A 19,378-nucleotide genomic window follows, 5' to 3' on the forward strand; every position below is an offset into this window, starting at 1 on the left:
TGGCTAGATAATGAAAAATATATTGAAATTGATTATTACTATAACTAAAGAAAAGACCAAAGGTAAGGCTTTTTTATTTTGCCTCTTGTCTGTTTTAGCTGTTAATTTTTGTCACAATGAATCGGTATTAGCTCAAGAGGAGTTAAAAGACTTTGATTACTGGGTGAGTTTGTGTGATTTGCTTGGCAGTGAAAACAAATATACCGATGCAATCGCAGCTTGCGATCGCGCCCTCATATTGAATCCCAAAAATCCCAAAATTTGGACGGCGCGGATTGAACCACTACTGAATTTAGGCAAGTACCCTGAAGCAATTGTTTCTGCCAATACGGCGATTAATTTCAAAGCTGATTATTCATTAGCTTGGGTTTACCGTTGCCAAGCTTTTTCTGGATTGGGTAAATATGAAGAAGCGATCGCAGCTTGCGATCGCGCCCTGCAAGGAGATGGCAATTGGGGCAAAGAAACAGCAGCGTTAGGTTGGTATCTCAAGGGTGCAGCATTAGAAAAATCGGGTAAATATGAAGAAGCGATCACGGCTTATGATCGCGCCCTTGGCGTTAATCCCGATTTTTCTTTAGCCATGACTAGCCGTTGCCAAGCTTTCTCTAAATTAGGTAAATACGAACAAGCGATCGCAGCTTGCGAGTTGGCGCTGAAAATCGACAAAAATTGGGACAAAGCCACACCAGCACTGGCTTGGTACAACAAAGGATTGGCACTCAGAAAGTTAAGCAAGTATGAAGCCGCCCTTGCCTCATACAACCAAGCGATCGCCATTAAAATTGACGATGCCCCTACCTGGGCAGAAGATGGTTATGTGCTGGGGATTTTAGGAAAGTACGAACAAGCACTTTCATCTTATGAGTGGGCATTAAAAATTAAACCGGATTACTCTCTAGCTTTAGCCAATCAGTGTACAGCCTTAAATCGGGTCGGCAATTATAAAGATGCCCTCGCTGCCTGTGATAAAGCGCTGCTTGGCGATGGCAACTGGGGGGATTTCACCCCGGCTATTGCCTGGAACCAGAGAGGGAATGCGCTAATTGGCAATGGCAAATACGAAGAAGCCCTAGCTTCAATTGAACGGGCAATCGGCTTAAAAACTGATTATGCCGAAGCTTGGAACAATCGCAGCGTCGTACTGTGGTATTTGGGTAGATTTCAAGATGCCCTGGCTTCTAGTGATCGCGCTATAAAACTAAATCCTAACTACTCTCAGGGTTGGTTCAATAGAGCCAGAATCCTCAGAACTTTAAAACAGTATCCATTGGCCTTAGCGGCTTATGATCGGGCGCTGGCAGGCGAGGCGAAGTCAGGTGATAACCTTACCCTGGCAGATATCTGGGCAAACCGCAGCGTCGTACTGTGGTATTTAGGACGACAACCTGAAGCCCTGGCTTCTAGCGATCGTGCTGTTAGTATCAGTCCGGATCTATTTCAGGCATGGTATAATCGAGGTGTGGTTTTATCGCAGTTGAAACGCTATCAAGAAGCGCTGACAGCTTATAATCGGGCAAATGCTATCAAAGAAAACGATCCTAGTGTCTTGGTAGGTAAAGGCTATGCTTTAATGAAATTAAACAATGACGTTGATGCGATCGCGGCTTTTAATGCTGCTTTAAAAATTGACGGTAACAATATTGTCGCGCAGCAAAACAAAGAGTTTGTCATGCACAAGTTGCAACAAAAAAAGAAGCCGCTACCAGCCGCAAATCCAAAATTAAAAAATTGAATATTTGTCAAAGCTAGTTGCCTTGATGAATCAATTTCAGTAGACCGAAAAGTTCTGCGATCGCTCTGTGACGAATACCTGTCTAAGTGGATTTTTATCTAAAATCTGTATTTTTACATAGCCTTTTCCAAGTTTTCTATTTTGGCGTAGATATAGCGAAGCTGTCACCAGGGGCAAGATAGCCTGAAAGTACTGCGGTGAATGACTTTCAGACTATAAGTGTCGGTGGAAGGATAATATTGCCGGAATAGCTTGCTTATGCTTCCAATTAACTGCGGCAACATTATGGGTTCTTGGCAACTTTTGGTGATCTTGGCTGGGGGAAGGCAGAAGGCAGAGGGCAGAAGGCTAAGAGTATCAATTAAAACTTTAGTTCTGGGTTTAAAGCCCAGTTTCAAAGAAAATGTCAGTAGACCGAAAACTTCCAATACTGCTCGGTTAAGGGAAAATAGGTGGTGGAGTAAAGAATTATTTGTTCGCGTTTATTTTACGAGAACAAAAATTGCTAAAAAAGTTGCTTATACCTGAAGGCACTCTCAAAAAAAATTAATTGTCAATTGCTCAGAATATTTAAAACCTGTTGAACTATAAATTGAGGATGAATAATTTACTGCATCGCCCAAATGGATGTATTTAACTTGCCTTTTTAAAAACTTCAAAGGATAGTTGTTGTCGGAGAGTACTATTATTTCTATGACTTCGTTTTTTACTCTTATACTTTGAGCGAGTCTTCTTGACTACTCTCGGATTAGTTCTGCTTTGTGGTGGTGGGATTTCTAAGTCTAATATTTCCGAAATTAACCAGCTAAAATATATATTGAAATTAGTGGAATCATCTATGTTCTGTTGAAATTGTGGAATGGCACGTCGAATTACTTTTAAACTTCCAGTAAAACTTAAACGTAAAGGTGAAATTCCGCCTATTGTTGCACTGTGAAACATGGTGGCACGTATGCAATAATATCCTAATAACCAGCCATAAATTTCTTGAATCACCTCACGAGGGTTCTTGGAGCGAATAGGAGTTTTGCGACCGTTAAGATGAACTTTTAATTCATCTAACGTATTCTCTGCTTCCCATCTCTGGTGATACTCTTGAGCTAGAAGCCAGGGCAAACGCATCTAAATATTGACAAGCCTGAATCAGGGTGAAATACACCAAGACTCAAACTACATAAGGTTTTGAGGAAATTAAATCTCACTCATTATAAAAGTGATAATCATTACGAGGGGGGAGTTAGAGGCAGCCGACGGCTGCCTGAACTTTCACGGTCAGTTCTCCACTCTTCTAGCGTAGGTTTTCTCACAGTCTGATTCTCAATAGTTTTAGATTAATGACTAGGAATCACGAGAAGATCAGCACAAAGAAAAACTCAATTTATGCGCTCGCCACCGGGAAGGGCGGTTACGCCATCGCTAACTGATCAAAGTGACTTTTACAGATGGCGTAAAAAGTCAGGACGGCTGCCCTTCATTGAACGTGGTATTCTCACATTTATCAGAAAGAAGAATTACGTTCTCCCAGCTCCTAAGATGAAGCGATCTTGCCGAAAATCACAATTGCTGACCATTTTTTGGGAATAGAAGACCCATATAAAACAGAAGAAACAGGGCATGGTCGTCATGAAATCCGCAATTACGTAATGTTATCTCAAATTGAATCTCGGCTTAACCCAGATTCAGTTTGGTCAAACTTTAATAGTGTTGGAATGGTAGAATCCGTTCGCTCGTTAAATGGTGAAACAACGGTTGAAACTCGTTATTTTATTAGTAGCCTTGAAGATAATGCTGAACAGTTTGGTAATTCTATTCGCAGTCATTGGGGAGTTGAAAATTCATTGCATTGGGTATTAGATGTCGCTTTGAGAGAAGATGACTGTCGGATAAGAAAAGATAATGCTCCACAAAATTTTGCAATTCTTAGACATATTGCGGTCAATCTTTTAACTCAAGAGAAGCGTGTTAAGCGTGGAATCAAAAATAAACAGTTTCTCGCGGCGATGGATAATAACTATTTACTAAATATTTTAGCATTAGCTTAAAATATTACATCAAAACTTGATTTTAATATTATTACATAAAAGTTTTATTTAGTCTCTAAGTAAATATATTTTTATGTAGCTCCTAATTGAATTATTTTAGTATTGATGATTAGTCATTCAGTTGAAGATAAGCTAATTCATGTTTTTAAGAACATTTGATTTATTTTATTTATCATTCCATCAATTTTTACAATTATCTATGTCATTTTGGAATCTCCCTTAGTTTTTATTAGTAAATAAGATGCGTTTGCCCTGACGTGCCATTCCTCAATTTCAACAAGCTCCTTTATTAGAAGTAAAAATTTTTTTTAGTTGGTTAATTGAAGAGATTAGTGACCAAAAAATACCACCCCCACAACACAGAGTAAATCCCAGAGTTGTAAAGAAGTCTCGCTCAAAATTTAAGAGTCGAAAACGATGTCATCGAGGTAATGAAACTCCCTAACAACCAGGGCTATTTCATTCTAAAAAGTTGCTTGAGTGCGTCTAATCCAAAAGAACATAAACGTTGAGCTTGTGCCATATTTTCAAACATATTACTGCGATATAAATTAAGTGAAAAATTGCGAGCAAGCGCAAAAATTTGAGGAAGAGGGGTAGTGCGAATTCTAGATTTATCTTCGCCTTGAGTAACGTCTCGAACATAGTGGACTTTATTCTCAACACCCCAATATCCTCTGATACGTTCAGCAAAGGCTTGCGCCGTTTCACTTAAAGATGAAATATAATAGCGGGTTTCATTAGTTACCAAAAAGGGGAAAAGGGGAAGGGGAAGGGGTAAAGGAATTAAAGTTAAAACTTTTCCCCACACGGTATAAAGCCCCTATTTTTAAATATGGAGAATATTAAAAGAAGATTTTTAAGACACGTAGTGCAATAAAAATCAGCGCGGAGCCGGAGCCTCCGAAACTCCGGTCCATATTTGAAACCCCTATTTTTAAATATGGGGTTCCCTTTCCCCTTCCCCTTCCCCCTTCCCCTTCCCCTTCTTCATTTCAATCACATTGTGTGTGAAAACCTGACGCTCTGATTTGACTTTAATCAAAGTGGTAAGTCCAGGCCAAGGACGAATACCATCGAGATTTTTACAAATACTGACATGACGCTTTTCGATTCGACCATGCCCTTTATTTATCTGCTCATAAGCCAATTCTGGCGTGAAATTTGTTTTGACATCTTTGAATAAATTAAGCTGATTGCCTTTTAAGGCGGCAATATAATCATTCCCACTATTTATAATTAACTCACAAGTTTTTTTTGAGTATTAATAGCATCAAAAGCAAAGATAACCCCGTTGAGAGCCAGTTTGGAAATCAACTCAGGTAAAGCTTTAATTTCATTAGTTTTGGCATCAACTTGAAATGGCTCTAAAATTAAGCCTCGCTCAACAATATAAGAACTAACTAACATAATCGCTGGATGCGAATCCGAGTTAGGGTTATCATTTTCAATCTGATATGAACCCTTGAGGACTTTACCATCTAACCCAACAGTTTCTCCAGTATTTGGTTGTACATTAAAGAATTTGCTCAGACATACGGAATAATCTTCGTAATCTACGTGTAATAAGGCACGACGTACAGTGCTATAAGATGGTAGTCTATTTTTTGGCGGTTGAAAAAGTTCAATCAACGGCTCACGGTAGCTTGAAATCCAGTCTCCAATTGCTAAAAATCCTTTGTTCCCTGCTGCGATCGCTGTCGATGGTGAACGTGTCTACTGATGGCAAATCCATTTTTGATGAATACTTTTTAGATCAACCTTTAGAACAGCTAACTGGCGATAAATTGCAACGGCTGCTGGAGAGAGCAGAGTTAGTCACAGCGTAAGTCTTAGGCTTCGCCTGGGAAAAGGTAAAGGGAAATTTTTTAATTCCCTTCCCCTTTACCCTTTCCCCCTTCCCCTCAATAATCCCTTCATTCACCAATCAATATGCAACCCACAATATCGATTCCCCAACACTGGGGCTATCCTCGCTTTGCTTTACAGCAGCGTACTAAAGACGGCATCATTCTGGGGCTTTATTACTACCCAAATGGTACAGAGTTGGCTGAACAATTCGGTGATGGTTGGCGCTATGCGCTGATGCCTAATAAAAACTCTGATGAATTGTTTCACTTCCAGGAGTCTCAAATTCAACCGCTCTCCCCACAGGAATTATTTTCACAGATACGCGCAGAGATTGAGTTTTATCAAAGTCAAATAGCAATTCTGCAACAACAGTTATTCGCCATCACTGGAGGTAGCACCAATGGCTAATTCTACAGACAACTTTGAACGTAGAGCCAATCATTTGCTGCGTTTACTTCAGCTTTGCGGCGGTTGTGTTCCATTACATCGGCTGCAATTTCAATTTTCCGATTCAGTCATTCAAACCCTGCTAGATAGAGAACTGGTGCAAGTACAGAACACGGGACGCGGCTTTTTGTTGGAGATTGCCGAGGATTTTTAGGTTATTAATCCCAGAGGACACAATCATGAAACTTTACGCGAAAACCATTCCACAAACTTTACCTGATTGGGCAACTGTCGTTACAAAGAGTGCAGATTTATTTGAGATTGAAATTAACGATGAACACCCTAATTTTCAATCCCTCCTTGAAGAGTTAGCCACAGAAATTGAGCCAGGAACATTCGGTGTGAAAGCGGAGGATTTATGTTCAAGGCTTGGCATTGAAATGTCTAACCCACATCTCCACCAATTAATTGAACAAGCCCAAACCCTGATATCCGAAATTGCTATACACCCAGACTACAAACAACTACTGAACGAGGGATATCAACCTGATTTAAACATTGCCGATGCTCAAACTGCACTGACTTATCTCCAATGGGAGCTAGACCGCAATCGAGAAACTTCTGTTTAGTACCTTATGGACTGTCGGACTCAGCAATCAAACAGTACATTACAGACCTCTACAACAGTGGTGAGATGCTGATTGATTTGAATATAGCTCAGGTGGAGTTTGAATCTATCAGCGCTCGGATTGTACAAGAACAAGCTGACACTAATTCTATCTCTTTATCAGAGGTGACATTATGAATACCAAATGGAGTGATGAAGAACTAGCAATTATCGAAGCTAAGGCTGAAGTCTATACAGTCAAACAAATAGCTTCAATCTTCAAAAAAAGAGGATACCAACGCACACCAATTGCAATTTATCTGAAGTTAAATAGCTTAGGTTATTCAGCACGCCCCACGCTTGATAATTATAGCTGCCAGGAAATTGCTCAAGTTCTTCAATTGAATTTCTCAACTGTTACAAGATGGGTAAAACGAGGATGGCTTAAAGCTACAAAACGTTCTGCTAGACATTATCAGATTCGGAAATGGCATCTTAAGCAGTTTCTTGACCATCCACCTCAATCAATTAAAAAACGTATTACCTCTCTTGATCCAGAAGCAATTAATTACTTGTTAGGGAGACGAGCATGATTGACCAAATCACTCCCCTGGAAACTCAAAAAGTTATTGATCTCTGCTCCGGTATTGGTGGCTTCACCCTCGGTCACTTGATTAGTGGTGGTTTTGAAACTGTAGCTTTTTGCGAGATTAATCAGTACTGCCAACAACTGCTTAATCTCAGATTCCCAAATATTCCAATTATCCCAGATATCCATGATATTACAACTGAGTCTTTGGCCGGAGTCGGAGTTAGAGAAGTTGACGGTATCATCGCCGGACTCCCTTGCCCTCCCTTTAGCCTCGCCGGAAAACGTCTTGCATCCCAAGATGAACGCAACCTGTTCGGTGAATTCTTTAGAATCCTTCGCCAAGTTCGACCAAGATGGGCAATTGTGGAAAACGTACCCGGATTGCTTACTGCTGAGGGAAGTGGATTTTTCCGTGGTGTACTCTGGGAGTTTGCCCAGATGGGGTTCGATGTGCAGTGGGGAGTGCTTTCGGCGAACCAAGTGGGGGCCATTCATAAACGAGAAAGAGTTTGGATTATTGCTACCGACTCCCAAAGCTCAAGACGGCATACATCCTGGAACCAGTACACACAAAGCGGGACAAACACTGCATCTGTCGGCGGCGGTGATGATGCCTACACAAACCTTGATAGATGCCAACAACAATTACAGAAAACCAACAAAAGGGGGCAGAAACCTTGCTTACGAGGTGGGCAGCACTCCAAATCGTTCTCTCAATCCACTTTTTGTCAGCGCCATAATGGGCTTTCCCAACGGTTGGGTAGATATCTCATGCAACAGTCAGACCTTGACAGATGGCTGTGTGCTGCCACAATCCCCAGCTTCAGTCGGCTCACTAGTAGAGAAGTTGCAGCGCTTACGCAACAAGAGCTTGCAGAATATCGCCAACTCTGGGCAGAATACCAAGCCATTAGAAGACAACACAAACAGCAGTTGATGGCTCTGGGCAATGCCATTGTCCCCCAATGCGCTGCACTAATTTTTGAACGTCTGAAAAGAATTTTATCTCAACAACAGAAAATACATGATTGAGTTAATTACTGCTTTTGAAACGAGTTGGTATCTTTCTCCTCCTTGGGGGCAAACTATTCCACCTGTTGCAATTAATTTACTGGAAAGAGTATACCTCCGAACCACGAGAACATTCGGCTATTGCTGCGGTATTCAGTGGAAACACGAATGTTGGATTTATTCAATTGATTGCCGTAATGAAATACTTCACGCCACACAAAACCAAATCATCCAGACTGGAGAATTAGAAGCCATCAGTGTGCAAAAACCTGCTTTCGTTCTAGGTGAAAGAGTGATCCTCTGTTCTCACGACAAGGGGACAAAACAACGGCTGATTCTGGGAATTGCACTGGTGCATAATTCTTGGTTTTACATTGTTGAATTGATGTCACCAACTTTAACTCCACCTCTAACTATATCTAATCGCTTCTCATTAGTTGGTGAGAAAAGTTTGGTGCGAGTAAATGTTTAAGCAGTTTTGAAGGAGACGATTATGATATCTAACTTGATAAGTCACCAAAGCAATCATAACAGCAGCCCGTTTAACACAATTCGTCACTTAGACGACAACGGCAATGAACACTGGCTAGCTAGAGAGTTGATGGAACTGCTTGGTTATAAAAAGTGGGAGCGTTTTGTAGATACTATCGACCGAGCCAAAATTGGTTGTCAAAACACTGGCTCCTCAGTACAAAATCACTTTACCGACGCTGGGCTTTATACAAGAAATGTACCCAGTGACTATCGCCTTTCTCGCTATGCCTGTTATTTGGTAGCAATGAACGGAGATCCACGAAAACCAGAAATTGCAGCAGCCCAAAGTTATTTCGCTATCAAAACCCACCAAGCAGAAACTTTTCAAAACTACCAACCCAAAACAACCATTGCTCACGAAGCCGCACAGTTAGCAATGATGTTGGGGGAATTTGCTGGATTAGAAAAATCTCTCACCGCCCAGTTAGCAGTTAATGCTGCCACTAAAGTTAACCCCGCACTTAAGCCAGCAGCAGATGAACTAAAGACTGCGATCGCTTCCACTAATACCGCAGAAGATGCATTTCTCAACCCAACACAAATCGGTGAGGTAGTAGGAATGTCTGCACGGGCTGTTAACCACTGCTTACTAAATTCGGGACTGCAATACAGAACAAATGACAAGAAAATTCCCTATCGTCCTACTGAATCAGGCAAGCAATGGGGGCGGATGGTTCCCGCAGTCGCCAAATCTTCAAACCAAACTGTTTTTCAATTGCGGTGGTTGCCCGACATTGTTAAGGTCATATCCCATTGATTTTTTGCACAGACGAATGTAGTTTATCAACCTTTCATTATGAACACTTTACGAAAAACCTTGGCAGAAAAATATGGACTTGAAGCTTCTATCATGCACGATGATTATTTTTTTGTTCAGCTACCAGAAAACGAAGATCATTCACTCAAGTTTAAGAAGAGCAATTTACCAGAATGTATTCGGGTTGAAAAGAGCAGAATGTTTTGCTGGTAGCGTTATTGCGGCTTGGGAAATCCCGTTATTTTTACTCCCCCAAGTTTTACAGCAAGCCCATGATTTTGTTATTGAGTATTGGGAGCAGGTATCTCAATAAACGTGAAGTATTCTCCACTAACCAAAACTAACAGTAATTCCTTGAGTTACACATTTTTTACTTGTAGAAAATTACCATGCAACAACTCAATTTATTCGCTGAATCAACCCCAGTTTTACCAGTCAGTTACTATCCCGATTTCCTAAGTCTTGAACAAGCCAATCAACTCTACCAGCACTGCTTGAACTTGAAGTGGCAGCAGAATCAGATAAGAATCGCGGGTAAAACAATGCCCGTTCCTCGCCTTGAATGTATTTACGGGGACTACGGATGTGATTACCTCTACTCCAACAGCGTATTTTTGAAACCGCTGACTTGGACAGACAATCTGGCTAAATTGCGGGACAGAATCACTGCGCTAACTGGCTACAAGTTCCGCATCGTTATCGGCAATCAGTACCGCAGTGGACAGGACAGCATCGGTTGGCACGCAGACAAAGAGCCATCGATGGGATTTAACCCTGCGATCGCTTCCATAAGCCTGGGGTCATGTCGCAAGTTTCAAATTAAACCCATCGGTGGCAGACCAACGGATTTCTGGCTGGAACACGGGAGTTTACTTGTGATGCACCCAGGTTGTCAATCGACACATCTGCATCAAGTTCCCAAGACCAACAAAGTGGTTAGTACGCGAATTAATCTCACATTTCGACCGCACACCGGAGGCGGTAGATAACGCCTTCGCCTTGTTCGCCTTTATAGCAATTCGATTCATTTTCAGTAATTAAAAAGGAGTCAAATCATGGTCAAAGCAAAACGTCATCGTCTATTAGAACCGAATTCTAGCAACTCCAGTCTCAGACCTCAAACCGAGATGGAAAAACTCTCTTATTGGATTAGAAATTTTGTCTTTTCATTTGAGTCGGGCAAGTTACGAAGTGTTTTAGAAGCAGCAAGATTCTTGCGACGAAACAGTGGGGCATGGCAAGTTAATCCCTTCAAAATCATTTCTGGCTTGGCCGTTGTAATTAATTGTGATAGTTGGAAGGATTACAAGCTTCTTGCTACAAAAAACAAGCAACTCGCTTATAGAATCCGAAAACTAGACCCGGAAGTAGACCTACTAATGCTGTTATCGCCTGATGAAACCATAGTGTCAGTCACAGTTATAGCAACTCTTTCCAAGGTTGTAATTAAAGACTTTCTCCGGCACTCACCCAGAAATAAACAACATACAACTCAAAACATACAAAAAGAACCAATAACTAAGGGCTAACACTACCAAAAAACTCTGTTTTCAGTTTCAACCGAACTTGACAAAATGGTTTATTATATTTACTTCCTTAGTTCAGATGTACTAGTAAATCAGATTTAGAGCTAATCACTACAGCTTTGTTGATTCCTGAACTGAAAACCACGCTTCTTTAACCCGTGTCTGCGTAACCAACATTGATTAGCGGTATGACCATATACCGCTAACTTATCCATGCGTCTATACATCGAGGGGATATGAATATAATTGATGCACATCAAAATCCGAATCATCAGCTAGCTCCTAACCACTGGCATGAATGGGTTGTTAATTCCGCCGTTGACCCCAAACTCACTGCTCTGAATGTCCGCTCTTTAAGTGGGGATGAAATCTACGAATACCTTTTATACGCCCTGCCCCAAACTGCCAGACGAAACGATGGGCGGCTAAGAGAAGGAGACTTGAGACGATACGCTCACATTAATAGTGCATGGTGGGCAAGTGGACTTGACATCTGCTTCACAACGTCAGCAAATGTTCTAAGGCTAAATTCTTGTTCTAAAGATAATTCAATGGGTTGATTCATCGCTTTTATTACCTACTCTTTTATTTGAGTTTGCTAAGTTAAGCAAATATTGCTTTATATAAATAAATGTTACGATAGCTTTACAAAAATCAAAGGGTGTAAACCGTACCGGCGTAAGTTATAAATGCCGTATCTGCTGCTGAAAACCTTGATATCACTCCATTGTGGCAACCCAAGTTCTAATGTTTCTTACTTTGAGGTTTTAAAAGCATTTTTAACCTCTGCTTGCGGCTGGCGATCCCTGTTGGAGAAGATGGGCAATACTTTGGGCAAGAGTGGTGAGTGTTGTGGCGTGATGCTGGAGTTTGAGAATGTGGAGATGACAAATTTGCTCAACTGGTGTCAGATGCGCCGCAGTGGACTGAGTGGATGGCGTGAGAAAGTTGGGTACAGAAAGCGATCGCTAAAAGGTCAGTTCCTCCCAAGGAAGTGTCTCATATAGCAATCATACTTGAATCTTGCTAAGTATACTGAGAAACAAACCTTTGTATGGCAAGCTTCTAGCCAATTTGGTTTTTCAGAAATCAAATATGAGTCCTATAGCTGCGTTTATTACTTTTCTGGGCAAGTAAATAATATTCTAACTAAAGAGAAATCAGGTTTTTCGATTCTTGTTAATTTGGCTAACCATCTCGATGCTTCGTTATAAGATTTGAACTGGTTTTCACTAATACGAAACTGTTAAAAATCTTGCATTGACAATTTTTTGGAGTTTAAAAAGTTCACATCACCGAGTCAAAAATTTGTTGTGCGGTTAGATTCAACTGACAAAAAGTAGGAGACACTATAAGGTTTGTTTCTCTAAAGGGTGTCATTTGATATTCACCATCAATAAGTTCACAGACAAAAATAGTAGGAACTTTGGGACTACCAATAAATACACGTCCACCCAACGCTGCATAATCCACAATCCAATATTCAGGTATACCCATAGCTTCATAGTCACGAAGCTTATCGTAGTAATCATCCTGCCAGTTGGTTGACACTACTTCAACTATTAGTTTGACCGAACTAGCATTATGGATAACTGATTCTTTCTTCCAGCGCGTTTCAGTATCGATAGTTTCTTGATTTAAAACAATAATATCCGGTTCGTACCCTGATTTGTCTCGGTATGGTTTAATAATGGATTCTTTTGGTATAGTCCAGATACCGCGCTTACCCATCTCTCTAATTGTGATCACTAATTCTTCAATCAAAAAACCAGCTAAATCAGAATGCTCCCCTTTAGGCTTTGGCATCTCCACAATCACCCCATCATGTAATTCATAACCTACTTCTGAGTTTTCTGGATACCATTCGATAAATTCATCGAAGGTCAGTAGCTTTAGTTCCGATTGTGTTTGACTCATAAAAGTTACTGGATTTATTTTTACTGTTCATTTATCCTTTTTATTATGCTAACGAAGCGATGATGCTCCCTTTGAAGGCTGAGTCCTCGTGTAAACCCTGTAACCCACAGCGTACACCCGATCTCAGCCCCAGCGATCGCCGTTTCTACGTCAATTGAAACAAGTTTATTTAATTTTGAGAGATTAATCAAAGATTAATGAGATATTAAGTTGAAAAACTACTTCAGATAGAAACTTATGACAACCCAGCAAGAGCTTCAATCTCTTTTTAATAACTTAGATCGCGATCAAGACGGCAAAGTCTCCATCAATGAGCTTTTTTTAAGTCCTAGCTTAAGTGCAATCATCTCATCAGAAACAAAGACTAGTAGCCCCCAGGAGTTACTAGCACGGTATGATTCAGACGAAGACGGTAGTATTACCTTTGAAGAGTTAAAGGAAGCCGTTGAGAAAGCAGATAATTTAACCTAGCTGTCAAAAAACCCAATACCAAATATCAATACCCAAAATCCCTCAAAGCGCCCACGCTTTGAGGGAAAAGCAATTTTCATGGTCATTAGTGACTCGCTAGCCCCGATGGATGACCTTGGAGGTGAAAGGCTGGCTTTTTGCGATTGAAAGTTTGCTCAACTGCTTGTCGATGCCCCACAGTGGCTTGAGTCTCAAGCCCTTAAATACTTTAAATACTGATTAGACAGCCAGGGGTCTGTCTGCAAAGGCGATTTTATAAAGAATTTTTAAGAAATTAACATTCTTCAGAAAAGGAAAGACCTAATGCTGAAGTAATCATGTTGAAACCTAATTATTAGTTTTTCAATTTGTTGGAGTCGAGGATAATGTTGAAGTTCACCTGTTTGATGATTGTTGGGGCAGTATTATCGATTAGTGCGCCGGCTGTGGCTGAAAGTCGTGCGGTTAATATCAGTATTGGCAGTATTGGTGGTGCCTTAGATAATGGAGCTTTGAGAACAGTTCGTCAGATTATTGGGTTTGGGGTTGGCACTGGCACTGTTGATAAATTCATTGTATATAGTCCCAGTACCGGATCTATTCCCATCGAAGGAGGTTTATCTGCTTGTGCTGAAGCTGGCTTCGGCACAAGCAATACAACATTTAATACTTTTATCCAGCAGTTGCGTTCAATTAATCCCAAACCAGGGACTTTCTACAATGTAGAACTTACCGCAACCTGCAAACAGAAATAAGACGTTTGCACTCAAGCGCCGTAGGATGGGCTGCAATACGGTTCAGATAAGCTTTTTTCTCCCTCCCTGCAACGCCAGCATCCCCTGCTCCCCCTGCCTACCTCAACGGATAAATTTTTTAACTGAACCGTATTGGGATGGGCTGAGGTACCAAGCCCATCCATCGCAGTTACACGTAAGCTCGTAAGCTTAATAGGAATATTTTGCATAATAAGTAAATGTAGGATAACTCTACTCACCAAAATGTAGCCATTTCTGAGTCAATATGAGTGTTCAAGCCGCATACGATAATTGGTCAACCACCTATGATGCTGATCAAAACCTGACGCGCGATCTGGATCAAATCGTTACTAAAGAAACCTTAATGCGTTTGAGATGTAAATCAGTCGTTGAAATTGGCTGTGGCACAGGCAAAAATACTTTGCTCTTATCACAAATTGCCCAAACAGTCTATGCAGTTGATTTTTCAGCAGCCATGATCGAGAAGGCGAAAGAGAAAGTAAATTCAGTCAACGTGACGTTCATTACCGCAGACATTACAAACCAATGGATTTGCAGCAACGAGTCTATTGATTTAATCACCTGTAATCTCGTTTTAGAACACATCAAAGATTTGTCAAAAATTTTTTCAGAAGCCTCCCGTGTACTCGTTCCAGGAGGATACTTTTTCATTTGTGAACTTCATCCATTCAGACAGTATCGAGGCACACAAGCTAATTTTCAAAGAAATCAAGAAGTGATTGAAATCCCAGCATTTATACATCACCTATCAGATTTTTATCAGGCAGCCAAAAATTTTGGTTTCCGGCTTGAGGGTTTCAACGAGTGGTGGCATGAGCAAGATCAAAATAAACCACCCAGACTTGTATCGTTCTTATTCAAAAAGTGAATCTTACAGCAAATTTTGATCAACCGTGCCACAGACAAAAATAATCAGATCATCATTTCTTGGTGAAAATTTGCTTTGAATGCGAAAACCGTAGATACATCTTCAACATATTGCGACTCACTAATAAAATCAAATACTCTTAATTGTCAAAACCATAAATTAAAGTAATTCTTTAACGGACTGAGCAAACATAAGACATAAAATTTTCTCTTGACTCCCCCTGCCCCCTGCAAAAAACAGTTTGCACCTCCTGAATGACTCCTAAACATTAGAGTTACTTTTTACCAGTTTGAGTTAGGTTGGGCGAATGAGCGCACTGCTTCACTCACAAAGTGCGATGGCGTAACCGCCCGCCGTTGGCGATCGCTCTTAACCTTAAGGCAAAAAATCACCCAGCTATATCCTTCCCACTCTTGTAGTTCATAGCTCTGGGTTTCCTCTTGCCTATAGGGACTATTTTCGATTGCTTGGGAGGTTGTGGCGGACGGCATTTCTCGCAATATAGAGGTCGGACACCAAAAGTTTCTCTTTGGGTGGGTTGCTCACACTGCTTACATACGAAGTTGAAAACGCGAGTGTGAATTTCCCGTTTGTGCGCTCTGACGGTGTACTCTTTGACTTCAATAATTTTGCTGGGCATCGGATCTGTAATGGGTGTTCTATTTTTAAGGATAATTTCTAAGCATCAATATATTCGTGCATCTAATTACTAAAACAGTGACAATTAGTTAGCAGAGGGTAGCGACCGATCTTTAATTTTGTTTTAGTACTTTTTCAATTTCTACTAATTTGTGACGTAAGACTTCCTGTAATTCTATTAATTCAGCAGGGTTAGCTTGCTTGAGTAACTCTAAAGAGAGTTGTTGCAAACGACTAGATGCTTGGGATACTGCTTTTTTCTTCGTATTTTTGGTTACTGCTACCTCGGACTCAGATGCTATTACTTCAGCTACTAATTTTCGAGTAGCAACAACAGACAACTTTTCTACTATTACTTTGTGCGTGGTCTCTTCCCTAATAGATTTTGCTTTTTGTTCAGTCAATCCCAAATTTTTTGCGGAAAGTTTTTGTAGAGCCATTGCATGAACACCTTTAAGTCCTGCTCTTATGGCAAGTTTTAGGTCTTCTACTAAAGATAGCATCGGAAAAATATTGGCATCGATAGAAGCAGGATTTAGCTGTAAATCTAAGAGTAGACTTAAGATTGCTTGTTCTGAGTCGCTTAAATCTAAAGACTCTAGTTCTTTTTCTTGTTTTTTTGCATCTGCTGTTATTAAATCCACCAGCGATGTTATACGCTTTTGACTATTCAAACGTCGAACTACTGTTGAAAGAATACGCGGAATATCTTGAAGTTCTAATCCAGTAATTGTAGACAATTCACGCGCGATCGCCTCGGCTTTATCCAAAGGATTAAGGTCTTCTCGATGTAGAGAAGTTAGTAGTGCTTTACGATGTAAACCAGTTGGTTCTGGAATAATAACTGCTGACAAGGTTTGCCAACCTAAAGCTTTAGCACTGCGCCAGCGTCGCTCTCCGTCAAAAATTAATAGATGATTCTCCCTTTGAATCAGAATAACTGGTTGTAACTGTCCATCACTAGTTAAAGAGCGAGACATAGATTCAAGACTTTCAGTTAAAAATGTTTGTCTAGGTTGTTCTATATTTGGCTCTATTTGCTCAATAGGAATTGACAAAATACCTATTTGTGACTGAAGTTGTGTTCGCAACTCTTCCAATTGTGTTTCCAACTCGCCAGAATTTTTGTCACGAAGTTCTTCAATCTCTGCTCTTAATTGCTGTATTTCTTCCTCTGCTTCAGATAATTGCTGAGATTGCTTCGCACCTGAAAAATAATTTGTCAGATTAGGAGTGTTACGAGCGCACATAATTATTTTGTCTTTTTAGTTGTCTTAGGTTTTCCAATTAAATTCACAATATGAGAAGTAGTTTCTTTAAAATCATCTTTAGCAGGATGACTAGGACGGTAAATATGCAATGGTAAACCTTGACCACTGGCATTGACAAATTCTGCGCTATCACGGATTGCTGGAAATGCTCGAATCTTCATGTGTTGCAACTGTTCAGGTAATCCTGCAAGCATCTGTCTATGAGTACTTCTGCGAACATCATATTGATTGGGAACAAATCCTAAAATTTCTGGAGTTGGGTTTAAACGCAAGTATTTGCAATGATAGTAGTACCATTCCAATAAATGTGCCGCTCCTTGAATTGATTTGGGTTCTAGCTGTACAGGGATAATAATATGTGTACAAGCGGCTAGAGCCATTAAAGGTAAAGGCCCAAGAGTAGCCGGGCAATCAAAAATAACTACGTCGTGTGCTAGTGGATAATCTGTTAAACAGTCGGCTAAAAGGTAGGCTCCTCTTTTATGTAACACAAGTTCATCTGCTGTTTGGGTTAATACCATTCCCCCTTGGCATACGACAACATTATTGGTGTACTGCCTCCAGCAAGGAGTTAATGGCCAAACACCGTCAAATTTATCTTTAAGAACTCCTGCTAAAGTCTGTTCTGGTTCTGGTGGATTCAAACCACAGAATAATGTTAATGATCCTTGTGGGTCGAGGTCTAGTAGGGCTACATTGTACTTGCGTTTTGCTAGGTCGTAAGCTAAATGAACTGAAAGTGTAGTCTTACCACTGCCTCCAGCGTTGCTAATCACAGCTAGTCGAATTTGCATGGCTTCACTTTGAGTGCTATTTCCGAATCATATATTATGACGCTGAGATCATATATCAATATATGATCCAAATAAATACAAGTCTTTTTTATTGTGTCTTCCATTTAAGATAGTTTATTAAAGAAGGTTTTATGGCAGGCATCATGAAATCTACCAAACGACCACCCAAACCACAACAACCAAAGCTCAAATACCCAAGTTCAAAACCAGAACAGATCCCCGCAGCTAATCAGTCAGAAGGAGAGTCACTAAATGTAACTGATGAGCCAATAGAGTTGACCCAAGATGCACAGGAGGCGATTAACATTACTCTTCTGTGCGATCGCAGTAGTGCTGATAACTCGTCGCAGCCATTCCAAGGACAGCGAACTTCTAAACCCCGTGTTGAAAACTCAGAATATTCAGAGCGGTTTCAGCATGTAAGATTTCTAGACTGCGACAAAGCAGTGAGGCGGATTATATTTGAGTGTTGGTACTGTCAACAGGGCATACTTTGTGAATTTACGGGTGAGCCTGTAGTTGGAGAATATAACGGGCGACCTTCAATCATCCAAATTAAGGTTAAGTGCCCCGACTGTGAGCAAACGGCGATTAGGCTGAGTACGGGAGAAGTTCTTTCAACAACAGCGATTCCTTCTCCTTGGAGATAAAAAGTTTTCAACTGGCCAAATAATCTTTAATTTTGTCTTGCTCACGTCGTAAAGCTTTGATACCTTGTCCATGAGCAGAGCGTACCTTGGAATGACTCAGATTGAGTTTTTGTGCAACTTGTTTTGCAGTCAGCTTGTCCTCGCCCTCTAATCCAAACTGTAACATTAAGACAAGACGTTGATTTGGCTTCAACGTATCTAATAAATCCTGTAAATCTGACCGGAGACATTCTAGAGCAACATACTCTTGTGCGGAGATTCTTTCGTCAGGTAATATCTCTTGGAGTTGGTTTTCTTGCTCCTCGCCAATTCCTAGCTCTAAAGAAACTAGCGGACGAAATGCGTTTAGGCATTCGGAAACTTGTTTAGGTGATGCGTCAACAGCTTCAGCGATTTCTATAATAGTGGGTGTTCTTCCCAAGCTTTGAAAAAGTTCAATGTGTGTTTTTTTGATTTGGAGCAATCTTTTGGTCAGATCATGGGGTAGGCGAATAGTGTGGGATTGTTCTGCAACGGCTCTACTAATAGCCTGTCGAATCCACCAGTATGCATAAGTAGAGAATTTATAGCCCCGATTTGGCTCAAATTTTTCTACCGCTTTCTGTAAACCTATTGCTCCCTCTTGAATCAGATCCAAAAATTCTAGGTTACTCCAACGATATTTTTTAGCGACTGCAACCACTAAGCGGAGGTTGGAAGTAATCATTAAATGTTTTGCCAGTTGGCCTTGTTCAAGGATTTGGGTTAATTCTGCTTCTGTTTTATTCACCTCGGCAGAAAGTTCAGATCCATTTGGAGAACGCTTTAGCCGTTGCACGAGAAGATTTTTTTGCTGCTCAATTGCCAGCATAGACCTTACAAGTCTTGCATAGAAAATTTCCTGCTCTGGTAATAGCCTATCGATACGACCAATTTCTCGTAGATAAATTCCAAGTGTATCAGAGCCAAAGCTTGCCATCTTACGTAAAGCT

General features: G+C 40.6%; 26 protein-coding genes and 3 pseudogenes. 19 read left to right on the forward strand and 10 right to left on the reverse strand.

Annotated features, from left to right (window positions below; all coding sequences use genetic code 11):
• The first annotated feature begins 10 nt into the window (after window positions 1-10).
• Window positions 11-1,735 (forward strand): tetratricopeptide repeat protein, encoded by a 1,725-nt coding sequence (locus LC653_RS23905; RefSeq protein ID WP_229497220.1) that lies wholly within the window; start codon window positions 11-13, stop codon window positions 1,733-1,735.
• 258 nt (window positions 1,736-1,993) lie between these two features.
• Window positions 1,994-2,263: a hypothetical protein gene (locus LC653_RS23910; protein ID WP_229497221.1), complete on the forward strand. Its 270-nt coding sequence runs from the start codon at window positions 1,994-1,996 to the stop codon at window positions 2,261-2,263.
• 105 nt (window positions 2,264-2,368) lie between these two features.
• On the opposite strand, the pseudogene LC653_RS23915 reads toward LC653_RS23910, so the two are convergent.
• Window positions 2,369-2,842, reverse strand: a pseudogene (locus LC653_RS23915) (IS4 family transposase); the annotation flags it as partial.
• 443 nt (window positions 2,843-3,285) lie between these two features.
• Between LC653_RS23915 and LC653_RS23920 the strand changes: the two are divergent.
• Window positions 3,286-3,777: pseudogene (locus tag LC653_RS23920) on the forward strand (ISAs1 family transposase); the annotation flags it as partial.
• 454 nt (window positions 3,778-4,231) lie between these two features.
• On the opposite strand, the gene LC653_RS23925 reads toward LC653_RS23920, so the two are convergent.
• Window positions 4,232-4,588 carry a hypothetical protein gene (locus LC653_RS23925; protein ID WP_229497222.1) on the reverse strand — a complete coding sequence of 119 codons (357 nt, stop codon included), beginning with the start codon at window positions 4,586-4,588 and terminating at the stop codon, window positions 4,232-4,234.
• A gap of 428 nt (window positions 4,589-5,016) precedes the next feature.
• On the reverse strand, window positions 5,017-5,472 hold the full coding sequence (locus LC653_RS23930; RefSeq protein WP_190735587.1) for an ISAs1 family transposase: 456 nt from the start codon (window positions 5,470-5,472) through the stop codon (window positions 5,017-5,019).
• On the opposite strand from LC653_RS23930, the gene LC653_RS23935 reads away from it, so the two are divergent.
• The 11 genes from LC653_RS23935 to LC653_RS23985 all read left to right on the forward strand — a co-directional run bounded on the left by LC653_RS23935 (window position 5,424) and on the right by LC653_RS23985 (window position 11,045).
• Window positions 5,424-5,606 (forward strand): hypothetical protein, encoded by a 183-nt coding sequence (locus LC653_RS23935; RefSeq protein WP_229497223.1) that lies wholly within the window; start codon window positions 5,424-5,426, stop codon window positions 5,604-5,606. The two genes, LC653_RS23930 and LC653_RS23935, sit on opposite strands and share 49 nt — an antisense overlap.
• A 103-nt stretch (window positions 5,607-5,709) precedes the next feature.
• Window positions 5,710-6,036, forward strand: a complete 327-nt coding sequence (locus LC653_RS23940; protein WP_229497224.1) for a hypothetical protein — start codon at window positions 5,710-5,712, stop codon at window positions 6,034-6,036.
• Window positions 6,029-6,229: a hypothetical protein gene (locus LC653_RS23945; protein WP_229497225.1), complete on the forward strand. Its 201-nt coding sequence runs from the start codon at window positions 6,029-6,031 to the stop codon at window positions 6,227-6,229. Before LC653_RS23940 ends, LC653_RS23945 begins: the two co-directional genes overlap by 8 nt.
• A 25-nt stretch (window positions 6,230-6,254) precedes the next feature.
• Window positions 6,255-6,644 (forward strand): hypothetical protein, encoded by a 390-nt coding sequence (locus LC653_RS23950; protein ID WP_229497226.1) that lies wholly within the window; start codon window positions 6,255-6,257, stop codon window positions 6,642-6,644.
• The gene (locus tag LC653_RS23955) at window positions 6,608-6,820 is read left to right on the forward strand and encodes a hypothetical protein (protein WP_229497227.1); all 213 of its coding nucleotides are present in this window, start codon (window positions 6,608-6,610) and stop codon (window positions 6,818-6,820) included. Before LC653_RS23950 ends, LC653_RS23955 begins: the two co-directional genes overlap by 37 nt.
• Window positions 6,817-7,215 (forward strand): helix-turn-helix domain-containing protein, encoded by a 399-nt coding sequence (locus LC653_RS23960; protein WP_229490009.1) that lies wholly within the window; start codon window positions 6,817-6,819, stop codon window positions 7,213-7,215. Before LC653_RS23955 ends, LC653_RS23960 begins: the two co-directional genes overlap by 4 nt.
• Window positions 7,212-8,246, forward strand: coding sequence for a DNA cytosine methyltransferase (locus LC653_RS23965; RefSeq protein WP_229497228.1), 1,035 nt, complete (start codon window positions 7,212-7,214; stop codon window positions 8,244-8,246). The genes LC653_RS23960 and LC653_RS23965 overlap by 4 nt, the downstream gene beginning before the upstream one ends.
• Window positions 8,239-8,697, forward strand: a complete 459-nt coding sequence (locus LC653_RS23970; RefSeq protein ID WP_229497229.1) for a DUF1392 domain-containing protein — start codon at window positions 8,239-8,241, stop codon at window positions 8,695-8,697. Before LC653_RS23965 ends, LC653_RS23970 begins: the two co-directional genes overlap by 8 nt.
• A 21-nt stretch (window positions 8,698-8,718) precedes the next feature.
• Window positions 8,719-9,516: a BRO family protein gene (locus LC653_RS23975; protein ID WP_229497230.1), complete on the forward strand. Its 798-nt coding sequence runs from the start codon at window positions 8,719-8,721 to the stop codon at window positions 9,514-9,516.
• 389 nt (window positions 9,517-9,905) lie between these two features.
• Window positions 9,906-10,505, forward strand: a complete 600-nt coding sequence (locus LC653_RS23980; protein ID WP_229497231.1) for an alpha-ketoglutarate-dependent dioxygenase AlkB family protein — start codon at window positions 9,906-9,908, stop codon at window positions 10,503-10,505.
• Window positions 10,506-10,571: 66 nt separating this feature from the next.
• Window positions 10,572-11,045: a hypothetical protein gene (locus LC653_RS23985; protein WP_229497232.1), complete on the forward strand. Its 474-nt coding sequence runs from the start codon at window positions 10,572-10,574 to the stop codon at window positions 11,043-11,045.
• 457 nt (window positions 11,046-11,502) lie between these two features.
• On the opposite strand, the pseudogene LC653_RS23990 reads toward LC653_RS23985, so the two are convergent.
• A pseudogene (locus LC653_RS23990) lies at window positions 11,503-11,607 on the reverse strand (NblA/ycf18 family protein); the annotation flags it as partial.
• Between the two features lie 124 nt (window positions 11,608-11,731).
• Between LC653_RS23990 and LC653_RS23995 the strand changes: the two are divergent.
• Window positions 11,732-12,049: a hypothetical protein gene (locus LC653_RS23995; RefSeq protein ID WP_229497234.1), complete on the forward strand. Its 318-nt coding sequence runs from the start codon at window positions 11,732-11,734 to the stop codon at window positions 12,047-12,049.
• 280 nt (window positions 12,050-12,329) lie between these two features.
• Here LC653_RS23995 and LC653_RS24000 read toward each other — a convergent pair whose 3' ends face one another.
• Window positions 12,330-12,959, reverse strand: a complete 630-nt coding sequence (locus tag LC653_RS24000; RefSeq protein WP_229497235.1) for a Uma2 family endonuclease — start codon at window positions 12,957-12,959, stop codon at window positions 12,330-12,332.
• Window positions 12,960-13,196: 237 nt separating this feature from the next.
• Between LC653_RS24000 and LC653_RS24005 the strand changes: the two genes are divergently transcribed.
• The 3 genes from LC653_RS24005 to LC653_RS24015 all read left to right on the forward strand — a co-directional run bounded on the left by LC653_RS24005 (window position 13,197) and on the right by LC653_RS24015 (window position 15,053).
• Window positions 13,197-13,430 (forward strand): EF-hand domain-containing protein, encoded by a 234-nt coding sequence (locus tag LC653_RS24005; protein WP_229497236.1) that lies wholly within the window; start codon window positions 13,197-13,199, stop codon window positions 13,428-13,430.
• Window positions 13,431-13,795: 365 nt separating this feature from the next.
• A complete protein-coding gene (locus LC653_RS24010) occupies window positions 13,796-14,164 on the forward strand; it encodes a hypothetical protein (RefSeq protein ID WP_229497237.1) in 369 nt (122 codons plus the stop codon).
• Between the two features lie 265 nt (window positions 14,165-14,429).
• The gene (locus LC653_RS24015) at window positions 14,430-15,053 is read left to right on the forward strand and encodes a class I SAM-dependent methyltransferase (protein ID WP_229497238.1); all 624 of its coding nucleotides are present in this window, start codon (window positions 14,430-14,432) and stop codon (window positions 15,051-15,053) included.
• A 281-nt stretch (window positions 15,054-15,334) separates the two neighbouring features.
• Here the strand turns inward: LC653_RS24015 and LC653_RS24020 are convergent, their stop codons facing one another.
• From LC653_RS24020 to LC653_RS24035, 4 genes are all read right to left on the reverse strand, one after another.
• Complete coding sequence (locus tag LC653_RS24020; protein WP_229497251.1) at window positions 15,335-15,544, reverse strand: hypothetical protein; 210 nt, start codon at window positions 15,542-15,544, stop codon at window positions 15,335-15,337.
• Entirely contained in the window at window positions 15,442-15,693 is a 252-nt protein-coding gene (locus tag LC653_RS24025) for a hypothetical protein (RefSeq protein WP_229497239.1), read from the reverse strand. Before LC653_RS24025 ends, LC653_RS24020 begins: the two co-directional genes overlap by 103 nt.
• Before the next feature lie 112 nt (window positions 15,694-15,805).
• Complete coding sequence (locus tag LC653_RS24030) at window positions 15,806-16,942, reverse strand: ParB/RepB/Spo0J family partition protein (RefSeq protein ID WP_229497240.1); 1,137 nt, start codon at window positions 16,940-16,942, stop codon at window positions 15,806-15,808.
• A gap of 2 nt (window positions 16,943-16,944) precedes the next feature.
• The gene (locus LC653_RS24035) at window positions 16,945-17,757 is read right to left on the reverse strand and encodes a ParA family protein (protein ID WP_229497241.1); all 813 of its coding nucleotides are present in this window, start codon (window positions 17,755-17,757) and stop codon (window positions 16,945-16,947) included.
• Window positions 17,758-17,888: 131 nt separating this feature from the next.
• Between LC653_RS24035 and LC653_RS24040 the strand changes: the two genes are divergently transcribed.
• A complete protein-coding gene (locus LC653_RS24040) occupies window positions 17,889-18,407 on the forward strand; it encodes a hypothetical protein (protein WP_229497242.1) in 519 nt (172 codons plus the stop codon).
• Window positions 18,408-18,414: 7 nt separating this feature from the next.
• Here LC653_RS24040 and LC653_RS24045 read toward each other — a convergent pair whose 3' ends face one another.
• A complete protein-coding gene (locus LC653_RS24045; RefSeq protein ID WP_229497243.1) occupies window positions 18,415-19,365 on the reverse strand; it encodes a sigma-70 family RNA polymerase sigma factor in 951 nt (316 codons plus the stop codon).
• Between the last annotated feature and the right edge of the window lie 13 nt (window positions 19,366-19,378).

This window comes from Nostoc mirabile CHAB5784 (assembly GCF_020829645.1).
Classification (GTDB): domain Bacteria; phylum Cyanobacteriota; class Cyanobacteriia; order Cyanobacteriales; family Nostocaceae; genus Nostoc; species Nostoc mirabile.